This window comes from Citrobacter sp. Cpo103 (assembly GCF_030332605.1).
GTDB classification, from domain to species: Bacteria; Pseudomonadota; Gammaproteobacteria; order Enterobacterales; family Enterobacteriaceae; genus Citrobacter; species Citrobacter portucalensis.
Window position 1 is genome coordinate 230,274 of sequence record NZ_JAOWHO010000019.1, and the last position, 15,130, is coordinate 245,403.

Sequence of the window (15,130 nt, forward strand, 5' to 3'; positions counted from 1 at the left end):
CGCAAGCGTTGTTATCAACCCGGCAACAGGGAGGAGCCCTATGCCCGTTATTGCCATTATCGCCATTGTTGTCATCGTCATCATTCTGAACAAAACCGGGGTGTCCGACAGTCTCGCGGCCCTGACCCTTGCCACTGTTGCCGCACTGCTGACGGGAGGTGGCGCAGCCGGTGCTGCCAGTGTCGCGCTGACACCGTTCGTCGGCGTGCCGGTGGGTATTTTCGTGGGCATTTATGTCTTTGCCAAAGTGGTTCGTCTGATTTCAGGAAAAAAATAATGAAACGTAAAACACTGCCTCTGCTGGCGCTGGTTGCCACCACTCTGTTTCTCATCGCATGCGATGACAGAAGTGATGACCTGAAGGCCATCAGTAAATTTAAGGACCTCACCCCACCGCGTTTCAGTGATGTGGTCAGCCACCAGGATGATGTCAGCGAAGAATGGTCACAGGTTGACTACTTATCCGGTCCCACCTTGCAGGTTTTACGTACCCGCCAGTCGCCCGATGGCTGCGAGGATGGCAGTTACTACTACCTCGTGGATATGCAGGAAAAAACCGTCCAGCCACTGATGAATGCGCTGTGTATTGCCGATAACATCAAACTGGAATACCAGGAGGTGACGGACCCGTATACCAAAGAAAAATACTTTGAGTACGCCCATGACGGCAAACTGATGGGGCGACTGCTGATACCCTCAAACCCTGAGAACTAGGAATAAAACAACGACAAAGGAGACAAGAATGACAATACTTTCACTAAGTCGGTTTATGCTGGCGGGTGTACTGCTCGCGAGCTTTAATGCCTCTGCTATCCCGGGGTTCTGGCAGCAGGGTTACGGTCAGGGCAATACGGAATACAGTGTGACCGAAGCCAGCGGAAAGACGTTTACCATCAACTGCACAGGGAACCCGGACCAGAATGGTTTCTATCAGCATTCAGTCTTTCTTACCCTTGCCGATGACAAGATGGTCAGTTCGCACGATGACGACACTACTATCACCGTAGTGATGGATCACCAGCAGTACATTATTCCGTCCAGCCTGGGCTGGCGTAACGGCGATAACGCCTGGTTTGACTTCATCAGCAATATCTCTGAGGCCGGGCAGTTCGACGTCTACGTCAATGACCACAAAGCAGGGACCTTCACTGCGGACCGGAAGAACGCTGAGAAAGTTCTGTCCACTCTCGGAGACTGCAGCAACGACTGATAGTAGTATCTTCCCCAGCAAATCCACCCCGACAGCTAGCAGGCTGCCGGGGTTTTCTTTTATCAGGAGCCCGAAAATGACCCAATCCGTGTTGCTGCCACCGGGGCCTTTCACCCGGAGACAAGCGCAAGCGGTCACTACCACGTACAGCAATATCACACTCGAAGACGACCAGGGCAGTCACTTCCGTCTGGTGGTTCGTGATACTGAAGGCCGGATGGTCTGGCGGGCATGGAACTTTGAGCCGGATGCCGGTGAAGGTCTTAACCGCTATATCCGCACCTCAGGCATCCGTACAGACACGGCCACCCGCTGATCGCGAAGCATTTACCCGCATTCACCTCCCCGAACACACTTTATATCCCCATACGCCAGCCATCGCCGCTGGCGTTTTTATTGACGGAGACATACCCATGACAACACAGACGCAGCACGACCTCGCACCCGCTAACCAACCCGAATTTGAACTGACCGTCACGCCGGTCCCCGATGAACAGCGTATCGATTTCTGGCCACAGTACTTTGGCGCTATCCCGCAGTGGCTACTCCTGGAGCCGCATATCTTCGCCTGGATGGACCGCTTCTGTGAGGGCTACAGCGGTGGTATCTGGTCGTTCTACACCCTCAGCAATGGCGGCGCATTTATGTCCCCCGAGCCTGACAACGATGAGACATGGCGTCTGTTTAACTGCCTGAACGGTAACGATGCCCAAATGAGTGCAGAAGCAGCAGGTATTGCTGTCTGCCTGATTGCGTATAGCCACCATGCCTGCCGTACAGAATGTGACGCGATGACCGCACACTATTACCGCCTGCGGGAGTATGCCATGCAACATCCAGAGGCTCACGCCATTCTGCGTATTATCGACTGACCGAAGGAGCAACAGATGAAACAGCTTTCCTTTTTACCCGGCGAGATGACGCCACAGGACCGGCGTCTCATTCAGCGGGCGCTCAGGGCTCTGGACCGCCACCTGCATGAGCCCGGCGTAGCCTTCACCTCTACCCACGCCGTACGTGAATGGCTGCGACTGCATATGGCCGCGCTTGAGCGGGAAAAGTTCCGGGTGTTGTATCTGGACAACCAGAATCAGTTGATTGCCCATGAAACGCTCTTCACCGGCACGATTAACCGCACCGAGGTGCATCCCCGGGAGGTGGTCAAACGTGCTCTGCACTTCAACGCGGCGGCGGTGATACTCGCGCATAACCATCCTTCCGGCGAGACGACACCTAGCCAGGCCGACAAAACCCTCACGCAGCGACTGGTTCAGGTGCTTCAGCTGGTGGATATCCGCGTCCCTGACCACCTGATTGTCGGTGGCAGGCAAATCTATTCGTTCGCAGAACACGGTCTGTTGTGAGGTATGACATGAAAATTATCAGTAAACGCCGGGCAATGACGATATACCGCCAGCATCCTGAGTCCCGGATCTTTCGCTACTGCAGTGGAAAATATCAGTGGCACGGTAGCGTCTGCCATTACACCGGCAGGGATGTGCCGGATATCACAGGAGTCCTCGCGGTATACGCCGAACGCCGCCAGGACCGTAACGGGCCTTATGCCTGCCTAATTAGTATTACCCTGAACTGACAATAAAAGGAGAGCCGCCATGACCCACATCAACTGGGGCCTGCAGCGGGCTATCACGCCGCGCCTGGGAGCCCGTCTGGTGCAGGAGGGTAACCGACTGCACTATCTGGCTGACAGGGCCAGCATCACCGGCAGGTTCAGTGACACCGAATGCCGGAAGCTGGATGAAACATGCCCGCACTTTATCCGCCAGATGGAGTCGATGCTAACCACCGGTGAACTCAGTCCCCAACACGCCCACTGCGTCACCCTGTACCACAACGGTTTCACCTGCGAAGCCGATACTCTTGGCAGTTGCGGCTACGTATACATCGCCATTTACCCCACTCAGAGTTAATTACCTTCACGAGAGTAAACATGAAAACTTTACCTGCAACAACTCAGCGGGCGGCGAAGCCCTGCCTAACACCCGTGGCTGTCTGGCAAATGCTACTGACCCGCCTGCTGAAACAGCACTATGGTCTCACCCTCAACGACACACCGTTCAGTGAGGAACGTGTTATACAGGAACATATCGATGCCGGAATCACGCTGGCTGATGCCGTGAATTTTCTGGTGGAAAAATACGAACTGGTGCGTATCGACAGGAAGGGATTTAACTGGCAGGAACAATCCCCTTATCTCCGGGCTGTAGACATTCTGCGAGCACGGCAGGCAACTGGCTTGTTGCGGCAAAGCCGTAAAAATTCGGTACGGTGAATATTACAGGCAGTGCTACTGGCTTTCATCACTATCCGGGGATGCTGGCAGCGAGATGAAGAGGGCAGGGTAGCAATTCCTTACCTGACCCATTACCTGACCCAAATTGCATCCAAAGAAAAAGGAGTTAGACGATTTCTCATCTAACTCCTTGTTTTATCTGGTGGCCCCTGTTGGGTTTGAACCAACGACCAAGCGATTATGAGTCGCCTGCTCTAACCACTGAGCTAAGGGGCCGTGGCGGTGGATTATAAAGTAACTCTGCGTCGCAATCCAGACATATGCGAACGGATGCTGATTTTATAAACAATGTATTTTCAGTCCGTTATACTGTTACTCTGATGTATTGTTCGGAGTAATTATGGTTAAGGACATACTGGCACCAGGGCTGCGGGTGGTGTTTTGCGGCATCAATCCGGGACTATCTTCCGCAGGTACAGGGTTCCCCTTTGCACATCCCGCCAATCGCTTCTGGAAGGTCATCCATCAGGCGGGATTTACCGATCGCCAACTGAAACCAGAAGAGGCGCAACACCTGCTGGATTTCCGCTGTGGCGTGACCAAGTTTGTCGACAGGCCGACGGTGCAGGCTAATGAAGTGAAGCTACAGGAGATGCGTAACGGTGGTCGTCTGCTCATTGAGAAAATAGAAGAGTATCAGCCAGCCGCGCTCGCTATCCTTGGGAAGCAGGCATTTGAGCAGGGGCTTAGCCAGCGTGGGGCGCAGTGGGGAAAACAGACGCTGACCATTGGCGCGACGCAAATATGGGTATTGCCGAATCCCAGCGGGTTAAGCCGGATCACGCTGGATAAACTGGTAGAGGCGTATCGGGAAGTGAATGACGCCCTGGTCAGGCGGGGACTATAAAGAAAAACGCCACCTTGCGGTGGCGTTTATGCTTATGCGGCGAGATTAATCGTCCAGGAAGCTACGCAGTACTTCAGAGCGGCTCGGGTGGCGCAGTTTACGCAGCGCCTTCGCTTCGATCTGACGGATACGTTCGCGGGTAACGTCGAACTGTTTACCCACTTCTTCCAGCGTGTGGTCGGTGTTCATATCGATACCGAAACGCATACGCAGAACTTTCGCTTCACGGGCGGTCAGGCCAGCCAGAACGTCGTGCGTTGCGGCACGCAGGCTCTCGGTGGTCGCAGAGTCCAGCGGCAGCTCGAGGGTGGTATCCTCGATGAAATCACCCAGATGCGAATCTTCATCGTCGCCGATCGGCGTTTCCATGGAGATAGGTTCTTTAGCGATTTTCAGCACTTTACGGATCTTGTCTTCCGGCATCAGCATGCGCTCAGCCAGTTCTTCTGGCGTCGGCTCGCGGCCCATCTCTTGCAGCATCTGACGGGAGATACGGTTGAGCTTGTTGATAGTCTCAATCATATGCACCGGAATACGGATGGTGCGCGCCTGATCCGCGATCGAACGGGTGATCGCCTGACGGATCCACCAGGTTGCATAGGTGGAGAACTTGTAACCACGACGGTATTCAAACTTATCAACCGCTTTCATCAGACCAATGTTACCTTCCTGAATCAGATCCAGGAACTGCAAGCCACGGTTGGTGTATTTTTTAGCGATAGAGATAACCAGACGTAAGTTCGCTTCAACCATCTCTTTTTTCGCACGGCGGGCTTTCGCTTCACCGATGGACATGCGACGGTTGATATCTTTAACCTGCTCGATGGTCAGGCCGGTTTCTTCTTCAATCTGCTGCAGTTTCTGCAGGCCGCGGTGAACGTCATCTGCAACGTCGTGCAGTTTTTCAGACCACGGTTTGTTCATCGCGATTGCCGCGTTGAACCAGGTTTCGCTGGTTTCGTTGCCAGTGAACAGGGTGATGAAGTTTTTCTTCGGCATTTTGCACTGCTCAACGCAGAGCTTCATGATCAGACGTTCCTGAGTACGCACGCGGTCCATCATGACGCGCATGCTGTTTACCAGGTAGTCGAACTGCTTCGGCACCAGGCGGAACTGTTTGAACACTTCGGACAGCTTCTGAATTTCTTCCTGCGCGGCAGCATGGCTGCGGCCTTTCGCTTTGATGGTGTCGCGAGTGATTTCGTACTGAGTACGCAGTTCACCGAATTTTTCACGCGCTAACTCAGGGTCGATGCTGTTGTCATCATCGCTGCTGTCGTCGTCGCCATCTTCTTCATCTTCGTCTTCATCGTCATCCATCTCTTCCTGAGAGAGTTCAGAACCGACGTGGGTCGCCGTTGGCGCCATGTCTTCTTCCGCGTTTGGATCGACAAAGCCAGTGATCAGATCGGAAAGACGTGCTTCTTCAGCTTCTACGCGATCGTACTGCTCAAGCAGGTAGGTGATAGCTTCCGGGTATTCGGCAACGGAGCATTGAACCTGGTTAATCCCGTCTTCGATGCGTTTAGCGATGTCGATTTCGCCTTCGCGGGTTAACAGTTCAACGGTACCCATTTCACGCATGTACATGCGGACCGGGTCAGTCGTACGACCGATTTCGGACTCAACGCTGGACAGAACCTGGGCAGCCGCTTCTTCCGCGTCTTCATCGGTGCTGTTGGAGGTTTCAGCAAGCAGCAGATCATCGGCATCAGGTGCTTCTTCCATCACCTGAATACCCATGTCATTGATCATTTGGATGATGTCTTCGATTTGATCTGAATCGACGATATCTTCCGGCAGATGGTCATTGACCTCGGCATAGGTCAGATAGCCTTGCTCCTTACCACGTTGGACAAGAAGCTTCAGCTGTGACTGCGGGTTTTGCTCCATAAGACGGTATCCACACTTAATTCGTTTGATTGGTGTTGGGCGGTAAAACCGCCAACGGCAAAACGAGGGCATACTTATATTTTGCCGCTGCCTCTCCGTGCGGCTGTCGGGGGCTTCCCGATCGATATTCGGCAGTTAAGCCGTTAAATACTTCATCTTTCACGTTGTCTCTGCGTTAGCTGCGTTCGTTACTCGGCTCATCCTGAGCCTCGCCCCTTACGGGGCCGCCGCAAGCAGCGTTCAAATCCGCTCCCGGCGGATTTGTCATCCTGGTCATGTACTTATGTACACTCCCAGGCGTTCGTTCACTTGCTGCCTTGATACAACGCGAATGATTTTGTCTTTGTTTTGTCTTTCTTTTATTTCTTGGCCAGTTCCTGGTTCAGTGTCCAGAGTTCCCGGCGTTCTTCGCTGCTTAAACCGTGTGTGCGCTCACGAGCTATCAACTCTTCCTGGCGCAGTTCAAGCATCGAATCAAACATATGGTTGAGTGAGTCGGTGAAGGTTTTTTCCGCGATATCTTTATCTGCTATATCGTCCCACATCGACAGTTTTTCAAGGGTCGCAGCATCATTTGTGCCACGGTAGTGTTCTAAAAGTTGCCCGGTGGTCAGACCTGGCTGAGCCAGACAAGTGTTGACCAGTTCTCTGAATAAGCCAAGTCCAGGCAGCTTATTACTATCCAGTGCGCCTAACGGTGGAACCAGCGGGGCGAGGCCCGGGTTCTGTACCAGCAACCCTATAAGTATACGCATGGTCGTACGTTTTAGCTGTGGAACAGGGCGGGAAGCCCCATTTTCTGCCAGTTTAGGCATTAAACGTTCAAGCTGGCTGTCATCCAGAATGCCGAGCTTGTTCCCCAACTCCTGTCGCAGGTAAATGCGCAACGTTTCGCCTGGTACCTGAGTAATCAACGGTAATGCCAGCGTACTGAGCTGTGCGCGTCCGTCCGGGGTACTCAAATCAACCTGCGGCAGCAGGCTGTTAAATAAAAACGCGGAGAGCGGCAGCGCCTGCTCCATCCGGGCTTCAAAGGCCTCTTTCCCTTCTTTACGCACCAGCGTATCGGGGTCTTCGCCGTCAGGTAAAAACATAAAGCGTAGCTGGCGTCCGTCTGTCATATAGGGCAGTGCGGTTTCCAGCGCGCGCCATGCTGCGTCACGTCCGGCACGGTCGCCGTCGTAACAGCAAATTACGTTGTTCGTCGCGCGGAACAACAGTTGGATGTGATCGGCGGTAGTTGACGTCCCAAGGGATGCCACGGCGTAGTTAATGCCGTATTGCGCCAGCGCCACCACATCCATATAGCCTTCTACCACTAACAGGCGCTGTGGATCGGCGTTATCCTGCTGGGCTTCATAAAGGCCATACAGCTGGCGACCTTTATGGAAAATATCGGTTTCCGGGGAGTTCAGATATTTCGGCAGGGCATCGCCCAGCACGCGTCCACCAAAACCAATGACCCGACCACGTTTGTCGCGAATGGGGAACATTACCCGTTCGCGGAAGCGATCGTAACTGCGTCCCTGATCGTTGGTGACCAACATCCCCGCATCGACCAGCGATTTGCGATTCTCAGCATTGCCGCCAAACCGTTTCAGGACGTTGTCCCAGCCGGGGGGCGCAAAACCAATAGCAAAACGGGTGATAACGTCGCTACTTAATCCTCGCTTTTCCAGGTACTGGCGCGCAGGGGTAGCGGCGGGCTGCATCAAAGACTGTTGATAAAAAGTGTTCAGGCCGTCCATCAATTGATAAAGGCTTTGCCGTTGATGGCGCTCTATCTGATTGGGGCCACTGCCTGCTTCATAGGGCACTTCAAGGTTGTGCATTGCGGCCAGTTCTTCGACGGTTTCCACAAACTCGAGCTTGTCGTAGTTCATCAGAAAGTCGACGGCGTTGCCATGCGCGCCACACCCAAAGCAGTGATAAAACTGTTTTTCACCGTTTACGGTGAAAGAGGGGGTTTTTTCGTTATGGAACGGACAGCACGCGTGATAATTTTTGCCCTGCTTTTTCAGCTTTACCCGCGCGTCGATGAGATCGACGATGTCGGTTCTTGCCAGCAGGTCATTGATAAAAACGCGAGGAATTCGTCCAGCCATAAGCCCCTGTTTTTTGATGACTCATATACACAAAATCATTCAGGATGCATCAAGGCGGCAAGGAAGCGAATCCTCAGGAGCGTACAGCAGTACGTGACTGGGGTGAGCGACTGCAGCCAACACTGAGGCAGCTTGAATGATGACGTGTATAAACGAAAATAAGCCGCGCATTCCTTCCGGAAGCACGGCCTTACAACTACAACTCAGTCTGAATTGAGAGCTTTGGCTCTCAATGGATTAGTACAGACGAGTACGGCGTGCGTTTTCGCGAGCCAGTTTCTTCGCGTGACGTTTCACAGCAGAAGCTTTAGCGCGCTTACGTTCGGTAGTCGGTTTTTCATAGAACTCACGACGACGAACTTCCGCCAGAACACCTGCTTTTTCGCATGAACGCTTGAAGCGACGCAGTGCTACGTCGAACGGCTCGTTTTCACGTACTTTAATTACCGGCATGTAACTCTCACCTTTAATAAATTCGGTTTGCCGCTGGCATCAACGCCAGCTTATTTCAAAATGGTGCGGAATTTTACTGCAATTGCTGCTGCTTTGTAAAGCACCGACGCGATTTTGAAAGGGACTTTTATAAGGACAAGGAGTATACACGAGCGAAACTCCTGGGGCGAACAAAGTTTTACATCAACCCGCATTGGTCCTACACTGCGCGGTAATAAAGCGAGGTAAAACAAGTCATGCGTGTACTGGGTATTGAAACATCCTGCGATGAAACCGGCATCGCCATTTACGACGATGAAAAAGGTCTTTTAGCCAACCAATTGTATAGTCAGGTGAAATTACATGCTGACTACGGCGGCGTAGTGCCAGAACTGGCCTCGCGCGATCACGTACGTAAAACCGTACCGTTGATCCAGGCCGCGCTGAAAGAAGCGGGACTGACGGCAAAAGAGATCGATGCGGTGGCGTATACCGCAGGTCCTGGTCTGGTTGGTGCGCTGCTGGTTGGCGCTACCGTAGGACGTTCGCTGGCGTTCGCCTGGGGCGTACCGGCAATTCCTGTGCACCACATGGAAGGGCATCTGCTGGCGCCAATGCTGGAAGATAATCCCCCTGCGTTCCCGTTCGTCGCGCTGCTGGTTTCCGGCGGTCACACTCAGTTGATCAGCGTCACCGGTATCGGTCAGTATGAATTGCTGGGCGAATCGATTGATGATGCCGCAGGCGAAGCGTTCGACAAAACAGCCAAGCTGTTGGGGCTGGATTATCCTGGCGGCCCAATGCTGTCAAAGCTGGCTTCGCAAGGCGTTGAAAAACGTTTTGTTTTCCCGCGTCCAATGACTGACCGTCCGGGGTTGGATTTCAGCTTCTCCGGTCTGAAAACCTTCGCTGCGAATACCATTCGTAATAACGAAAATGACGATCAGACCCGCGCTGATATCGCCCGTGCGTTTGAAGACGCGGTAGTTGATACGCTGATGATCAAGTGCAAACGCGCGCTGGATCAAACCGGTTTTAAACGTCTGGTGATGGCGGGGGGCGTGAGTGCGAACCGTACGCTGCGCGCAAAACTGGCCGAGATGATGCAAAAACGTCGTGGCGAAGTGTTTTACGCGCGTCCGGAATTTTGTACCGATAACGGGGCGATGATCGCCTACGCGGGCATGGTGCGCTTTAAAGCGGGTGCAACGGCGGATCTTGGCGTGACCGTGCGTCCACGCTGGCCGCTGGCGGAATTACCGGCAGCATAAGTTTTTTTGCCCGGTGGCGCTGCGTTTACCGGGCTTACAAAACCGTAGGCCGGGTCAGGCGAATCCGCCGCCCGGCGATAGCTCTCACTACATCCGCAACATTCCTTTCTCTTCCAGAAACGCGATAATTTTTTCCAGGCCTTCTCCTGATTTTAAATTACTAAACGTCCATGGATGCTCGCCGCGCATGCGCAAGGTATCGCGCTCCATCACCTCCAGCGATGCGCCGACGTAAGGGGCCAGATCGGTTTTATTGATCACCAGAAAATCGGATTTGGTGATCCCCGGACCACCTTTACGCGGGATCTTCTCGCCTTCAGCAACATCGATCACATAGATCGTCAGATCCGCGAGTTCCGGGCTGAAGGTGGCGCTCAGGTTATCGCCGCCGCTTTCCACAAAAATCAGATCCAGATTACCGAATTTCTCGCTCAGCGCTTCTACGGCGGCCAGATTCATCGACGCATCTTCGCGGATGGCGGTATGCGGGCAGCCACCGGTTTCCACGCCGACGATCCTCTCTGGCTCCAGTGCGCCCGCCTCGGTGAGAATGCGCTGGTCTTCTTTGGTGTAGATATCGTTGGTCACCACCGCCAACTGATAGCTGCTGCGCATGGCTTTACATAACGCTTCCAGCAGCGCCGTTTTGCCCGAGCCAACCGGGCCGCCAACGCCCACACGCAGGGGATGCTTGTAGTTACTCATTTTTTCTCCTCAGGAGCGGAATAATCGGGAATATTGGGTTTCATGCCGGGCAGACGCGATAGCGGCCAACGGCGTTGCGGAGCCGAGGCTGGTGTCAGGACACGTCAGCGCCTGTGCCAAACCCTGCGCATAGCGATCGCAGAGCGCAATAATCAAACGCTGGGCCGCCTGTTGTCCAAAAGGAACCAGCTTGACGCCAGCCATGACAGCGCTCTCAATCCAGCTGTAGCCGAGGCTTAACGCCAGCTCCGTCAGCGGAATTTTCCAGCGTACGCCCAGCCAGGCCATGCCGCAGAGTTGGCTGTCGACAAAGAGGGTGCGCCATTCTCGCGAGCAATCCGACTCCCAGTCGGTGACCAGCCGCGTAAACGCTGCACCCCGACTGCGTTCTTCATCCCGCAGTTCGCGGGTTTCGCGACAGGCCAGCAGGTAAGCGCTCCAGCGGCGTGCTGCGTCGAGATCGTCCAGCTCGCAGGCGCGATACAGTCTCGCCAGCAGCGGTAGGTCAACGGTAAAAAAGTTTTGCTCCATCTGCTGGATTTGCCAGGCAGAGAAGTCATCGACGCTTTTCACCCAGCCGATTTCCACCGCCCACTCCAGACCCTGGGACCAGGTAAACGACCCCACCGGGAGCGCGCTGCTGGCGAGCTGCATCAGACGTAGCTGTTGGCTGTTATGCATCAGTGCGCATGGCCGTGGTGATGCCCGTGTGATTCACTGGCATAAGCGCCTGCTTCAGGTTCAAACGGCAACTGGGCGAAGGTCACCTCAAGGTTGAACTGGCGCAGCATGTCGTCCAGCACATGATCGTGGTGGTAACGCAGTTCGTCCGGCAGGATTTGCAGCGGAACGTGGCGATTGCCGAGGTGATAACAGGCTTTGGCGAGCAGGAAAGGATCGGCGCAGCGCACCACGGAAACCGACTCCGGTGCGGCGATCACTTCGATCACTTCGCTGCCATCTTCGGTACTTAGCAGATCGCCACCGCGCAGCAGCAAACCACGCGGTAGCATTAGCCCGGCTTCGCGACCGTCGTTCAGTGCTACCCTGGCGCGACTTTTTACCCGGACATCAATGGGCAGCGTGACGCTTGCAGTAACGTGGTGAGAGTGGTCAAGGCGTTGGGTCAGATAGATCATCGTCACTCCTCAAAACAGAAAATAGCGTTGCGCCATCGGCAAAACATCTGCCGGTTCGCTGGTGATAAGTTCGTCATCAATACGCACCTCGTAAGTCTGAGCATCGACGGTGATATTGGGTTGCAGGCCGTTGTGGATCATGTCGACCTTTTTCACCGTCCGACAGCCTTTGACGACGGCGATAGCGCTTTGCAGATTGAGCTGCTGCGGGATGTTTTGCGCGTCAGCGGCCTGCGAAATAAAGGTCAGCCGGGTGTGGTGCCGCGCCGCGCCAAGCGCGCCGAACATCATGCGGTAATGCACCGGCTGCGGGGTGGGGATCGAGGCGTTGATATCGCCCATTGGCGCGCAGGCAATCATCCCGCCCTTGACGATCGTCGCCGGTTTTACGCCAAAAAAGGCGGGCGACCACAGCACCAGATCGGCCAGTTTGCCAGGCTCAACGGAGCCGACTTCATGGGCGATACCGTGGGTTAATGCCGGGTTGATGGTGTATTTGGCGACGTAGCGTTTAACGCGCAGGTTGTCGTTGTCACCGGTTTCTTCTGCCAACGGGCCACGCTGAACCTTCATGCGGTGCGCCACCTGCCAGGTACGCAGGATCACTTCGCCCACTCGCCCCATCGCCTGTGAATCGGACGAGGTCAGGGAAAACGCGCCAATGTCATGCAGCACATCTTCGGCAGCGATTGTTTCCCGGCGAATGCGGGATTCGGCAAAGGCCACGTCTTCGGCGATATCCGGATCGAGGTGGTGGCAAACCATCAGCATGTCGAGATGCTCGTCGATAGTGTTGACGGTATAGGGCAGCGTCGGATTTGTGGAGGAGGGCAAAATATTCGGATGCGCGCAGGCGGTGATGATATCCGGCGCATGGCCGCCGCCCGCGCCTTCGGTGTGAAAGGTATGAATGGTGCGATCGCCAATTGCCGCCAGCGTATCTTCAACGAAACCGGACTCATTGAGCGTATCGCTGTGCAACGCGACCTGGATGTCCATCTCGTCGGCCACGGTCAGCGCGCAGTCGATAGCGGCAGGCGTGGCGCCCCAGTCTTCATGGATTTTCAGGCCAATTGCGCCCGCGCTGATTTGCTCGCGCAGGGCGTCTGGATTTGAGCCATTGCCTTTACCCAGCAAACCAATGTTAACCGGCAACGTGTCTGCCGCCTGCAGCATACGCGTGATGTACCACGGACCCGGCGTACAGGTGGTGGCGTGAGTGCCTGCCGCCGGACCGGTACCGCCGCCGATCATCGTCGTCACGCCAGAAACCAGCGCCTCCTGCGCCTGCTGTGGGCAGATCCAGTGAATATGCGTATCCACGCCGCCCGCGGTGACGATCTTGCCTTCCCCGGCAATGACTTCAGTTCCTACGCCTATCGGGATCGTCACGTTGGGTTGAATATCGGGATTACCTGCTTTGCCGATGGCGAAGATCCTGCCGTTTTTGATGCCGATATCCGCTTTCACGATCCCCCAGTGATCGACGATCAGCGCGTTGGTGATCACCAGATCCACGCATGTATCGGCGCGCATTTGTCCCTGGCCCATGCCGTCGCGGATCACTTTTCCGCCGCCGAATTTGACCTCTTCCCCGTAGGTGGTGAAGTCTTGTTCCACCTCGATCCACAGGTCGGTATCCGCCAGGCGCACTTTATCGCCGGTGGTTGGGCCAAACATGTCGGCGTACGCCTGCCGGGAAATGTCACTCATTATCTGCCTCCAGTGCGCCCATCACTTCGCTGCGAAAACCCACGATCCTTTGTGCACCAGCAACGCGCACCAGTTCGACTTCGCGTTTTTGTCCCGGCTCAAAACGTACTGCCGTGCCCGCAGCAATGTTCAGACGAAAGCCGCGTGCGGCCAGCCTGTCAAAGCGCAGCGCCGGGTTCACTTCGTAAAAGTGATAGTGCGATCCCACCTGTATGGGTCTGTCGCCATGATTTTCCACCACGATCGTGCAGATCTCTCGCCCTTGATTAAGCGCAATATTGCCTTTTGCGATCTGATATTCACCTGGGATCATTGCTGCTCCTTAGACGATCGGGTTGTGGACAGTGACCAGCTTCGATCCGTCCGGAAATGTGGCTTCAACCTGAATATCCGGGATCATCTCCGGTACGCCTTCCATCACCTGATCGCGGCGCAGGACGTGACGCCCGTCTTCCATCAGCGCGGCCACGGTTTGCCCGTCCCGTGCCCCTTCCATGATGAAAGCGCTAATCAGCGCCACCGATTCCGGGTAGTTCAGCTTCAGCCCGCGGGCCAGGCGACGTTCCGCCACCAGCGCGGCGGTAAACAGCAACAGCTTGTCTTTTTCTCTGGGAGTCAGTTCCATTAGGGTTCTCTTAGGTTTGCCAGATTCGCGGGAGTACGGGCGCTTTGTGTGTCAGCAGCGGGCGCAGAAATTGCCAGATGTCGCGCATAACGCGCTGGACAACCAGGTTGTCGTTAGCAAGAAAACGGATTGTCAGCAGCGAATCGTTAAGCGTTGCCCCGGCGTAATCGCCAAGCGCCGTAAGCCGCTCCCGCGTGCCCTCGAGCATGTGCTCGCTGGCCGGATAACACAGTAACGTACCGACCCAGGGATGATGTGCGACGCTGCTCAGATTCCACTCCTGCAACTGCAAGCGTTCTATCAGCAGTGGCTGCCCATCTCGCCACACTTCCAGGCGGTTTTGCAGCGTGCCGTAACTGAAGGTCTCCTGCATAACCGGTCGGCCAAGACACAGCAGATCCCAGGCCAGCAGGCGGCTTGCGGATGTCAGATGAAAGACGGTCTGAATAGCGGCGTTGGCACCGGGAAAGAGGATCGTATCCTGCGGCAGCCACTCCAGCGTCGCACGAGGCGCGAGGGTAAAATGCTGGCGCAGCAATGCCTGCGGTCCGCGGCTGCGGTAAAACTTTCCCGCACCAGGCTGGGTGATTAACGCGTGGCTGTTTTCGTCGAGCGTTACGGCGATATGGAGCTCATCTCCGCCGACGATCCCCGCCGGTGGATGAAGCAGATAAAGATGGCAGACGTTTTCTTCGGGGTAAAATGGGCGCTGAACCGTCAGTGGACCATGATGACGCGCCGAGGCGAGCACCGTTTTGTGCCCGGTGCAGGTAAAATGCAGATCCAGTTCGGCCTGCCAGCCCCGTGTGAGTGTCTCGTGCGCAACCGTGTCCAGAGCGTTTCCCTTATCAGCATGAGGGTGTTTGCATACAAAAA

The 15,130-nt window shown here is 55.1% G+C and carries 21 protein-coding genes and 1 tRNA gene; 11 read left to right on the forward strand and 11 right to left on the reverse strand.

Features of this window, described 5'->3' with window-relative positions; translation table 11 throughout:
* The first annotated feature begins 40 nt into the window (after positions 1 to 40).
* The 9 genes from ypjK to OGX89_RS02210 all read left to right on the forward strand — a co-directional run bounded on the left by ypjK (position 41) and on the right by OGX89_RS02210 (position 3,503).
* A complete protein-coding gene (ypjK, locus tag OGX89_RS02170; protein WP_001144031.1) occupies positions 41 to 277 on the forward strand; it encodes a protein YpjK in 237 nt (78 codons plus the stop codon).
* A complete protein-coding gene (locus OGX89_RS02175; RefSeq protein WP_016154551.1) occupies positions 277 to 714 on the forward strand; it encodes a YfjS/YafY family lipoprotein in 438 nt (145 codons plus the stop codon). Before ypjK ends, OGX89_RS02175 begins: the two co-directional genes overlap by 1 nt.
* A 28-nt stretch (positions 715 to 742) precedes the next feature.
* Positions 743 to 1,210, forward strand: coding sequence for a YfjT/YkfB family phage-associated protein (locus OGX89_RS02180; RefSeq protein ID WP_001547765.1), 468 nt, complete (start codon positions 743 to 745; stop codon positions 1,208 to 1,210).
* Between the two features lie 76 nt (positions 1,211 to 1,286).
* On the forward strand, positions 1,287 to 1,526 hold the full coding sequence (locus OGX89_RS02185; RefSeq protein ID WP_000194654.1) for a DUF905 domain-containing protein: 240 nt from the start codon (positions 1,287 to 1,289) through the stop codon (positions 1,524 to 1,526).
* A gap of 97 nt (positions 1,527 to 1,623) precedes the next feature.
* Positions 1,624 to 2,082 (forward strand): antirestriction protein, encoded by a 459-nt coding sequence (locus tag OGX89_RS02190; protein ID WP_000211838.1) that lies wholly within the window; start codon positions 1,624 to 1,626, stop codon positions 2,080 to 2,082.
* Positions 2,083 to 2,097: 15 nt separating this feature from the next.
* Positions 2,098 to 2,574, forward strand: coding sequence for a RadC family protein (gene radC / locus OGX89_RS02195; RefSeq protein WP_100126893.1), 477 nt, complete (start codon positions 2,098 to 2,100; stop codon positions 2,572 to 2,574).
* 8 nt (positions 2,575 to 2,582) lie between these two features.
* Positions 2,583 to 2,804 carry a DUF987 domain-containing protein gene (locus OGX89_RS02200; RefSeq protein ID WP_100126894.1) on the forward strand — a complete coding sequence of 74 codons (222 nt, stop codon included), beginning with the start codon at positions 2,583 to 2,585 and terminating at the stop codon, positions 2,802 to 2,804.
* 19 nt (positions 2,805 to 2,823) lie between these two features.
* A complete protein-coding gene (locus OGX89_RS02205; RefSeq protein WP_006812013.1) occupies positions 2,824 to 3,141 on the forward strand; it encodes a type IV toxin-antitoxin system YeeU family antitoxin in 318 nt (105 codons plus the stop codon).
* 20 nt (positions 3,142 to 3,161) lie between these two features.
* Positions 3,162 to 3,503, forward strand: a complete 342-nt coding sequence (locus OGX89_RS02210; protein ID WP_100126895.1) for a TA system toxin CbtA family protein — start codon at positions 3,162 to 3,164, stop codon at positions 3,501 to 3,503.
* A 161-nt stretch (positions 3,504 to 3,664) separates the two neighbouring features.
* On the opposite strand, the gene OGX89_RS02215 is transcribed toward OGX89_RS02210, so the two are convergent.
* Positions 3,665 to 3,740 (reverse strand) — tRNA-Ile (locus OGX89_RS02215).
* 124 nt (positions 3,741 to 3,864) lie between these two features.
* On the opposite strand from OGX89_RS02215, the gene mug reads away from it, so the two are divergent.
* A complete protein-coding gene (gene mug, locus OGX89_RS02220) occupies positions 3,865 to 4,371 on the forward strand; it encodes a G/U mismatch-specific DNA glycosylase (RefSeq protein ID WP_079939802.1) in 507 nt (168 codons plus the stop codon).
* A 45-nt stretch (positions 4,372 to 4,416) separates the two neighbouring features.
* Here mug and rpoD read toward each other — a convergent pair whose 3' ends face one another.
* The 3 genes from rpoD to rpsU form a co-directional block, all read right to left on the reverse strand.
* The gene (gene rpoD / locus OGX89_RS02225) at positions 4,417 to 6,264 is read right to left on the reverse strand and encodes an RNA polymerase sigma factor RpoD (RefSeq protein WP_003024699.1); all 1,848 of its coding nucleotides are present in this window, start codon (positions 6,262 to 6,264) and stop codon (positions 4,417 to 4,419) included.
* 359 nt (positions 6,265 to 6,623) lie between these two features.
* Complete coding sequence (gene dnaG, locus OGX89_RS02230) at positions 6,624 to 8,369, reverse strand: DNA primase (protein WP_063941841.1); 1,746 nt, start codon at positions 8,367 to 8,369, stop codon at positions 6,624 to 6,626.
* A gap of 237 nt (positions 8,370 to 8,606) precedes the next feature.
* Positions 8,607 to 8,822 carry a 30S ribosomal protein S21 gene (rpsU, locus tag OGX89_RS02235; RefSeq protein WP_001144069.1) on the reverse strand — a complete coding sequence of 72 codons (216 nt, stop codon included), beginning with the start codon at positions 8,820 to 8,822 and terminating at the stop codon, positions 8,607 to 8,609.
* Between the two features lie 236 nt (positions 8,823 to 9,058).
* On the opposite strand from rpsU, the gene tsaD reads away from it, so the two are divergent.
* Positions 9,059 to 10,072, forward strand: coding sequence for a tRNA (adenosine(37)-N6)-threonylcarbamoyltransferase complex transferase subunit TsaD (gene tsaD / locus OGX89_RS02240; protein ID WP_003024694.1), 1,014 nt, complete (start codon positions 9,059 to 9,061; stop codon positions 10,070 to 10,072).
* An 87-nt stretch (positions 10,073 to 10,159) separates the two neighbouring features.
* Here tsaD and ureG read toward each other — a convergent pair whose 3' ends face one another.
* The 7 genes from ureG to OGX89_RS02275 are packed head-to-tail and all read right to left on the reverse strand — an operon-like array spanning position 10,160 to position 15,089.
* A complete protein-coding gene (gene ureG / locus OGX89_RS02245; RefSeq protein WP_126957653.1) occupies positions 10,160 to 10,777 on the reverse strand; it encodes an urease accessory protein UreG in 618 nt (205 codons plus the stop codon).
* 9 nt (positions 10,778 to 10,786) lie between these two features.
* Positions 10,787 to 11,458 carry an urease accessory protein UreF gene (locus OGX89_RS02250; RefSeq protein ID WP_003828461.1) on the reverse strand — a complete coding sequence of 224 codons (672 nt, stop codon included), beginning with the start codon at positions 11,456 to 11,458 and terminating at the stop codon, positions 10,787 to 10,789.
* Positions 11,458 to 11,916: an urease accessory protein UreE gene (gene ureE / locus OGX89_RS02255; protein WP_126957655.1), complete on the reverse strand. Its 459-nt coding sequence runs from the start codon at positions 11,914 to 11,916 to the stop codon at positions 11,458 to 11,460. The genes OGX89_RS02250 and ureE overlap by 1 nt, the downstream gene beginning before the upstream one ends.
* A gap of 9 nt (positions 11,917 to 11,925) precedes the next feature.
* Positions 11,926 to 13,629, reverse strand: a complete 1,704-nt coding sequence (ureC, locus tag OGX89_RS02260; protein ID WP_126957657.1) for an urease subunit alpha — start codon at positions 13,627 to 13,629, stop codon at positions 11,926 to 11,928.
* On the reverse strand, positions 13,622 to 13,942 hold the full coding sequence (locus OGX89_RS02265) for an urease subunit beta (RefSeq protein ID WP_003828455.1): 321 nt from the start codon (positions 13,940 to 13,942) through the stop codon (positions 13,622 to 13,624). Before OGX89_RS02265 ends, ureC begins: the two co-directional genes overlap by 8 nt.
* 9 nt (positions 13,943 to 13,951) lie before the next feature.
* On the reverse strand, positions 13,952 to 14,254 hold the full coding sequence (locus tag OGX89_RS02270) for an urease subunit gamma (protein WP_003024678.1): 303 nt from the start codon (positions 14,252 to 14,254) through the stop codon (positions 13,952 to 13,954).
* Positions 14,255 to 14,264: 10 nt separating this feature from the next.
* Positions 14,265 to 15,089: an urease accessory protein UreD gene (locus tag OGX89_RS02275; protein ID WP_196776262.1), complete on the reverse strand. Its 825-nt coding sequence runs from the start codon at positions 15,087 to 15,089 to the stop codon at positions 14,265 to 14,267.
* Between the last annotated feature and the right edge of the window lie 41 nt (positions 15,090 to 15,130).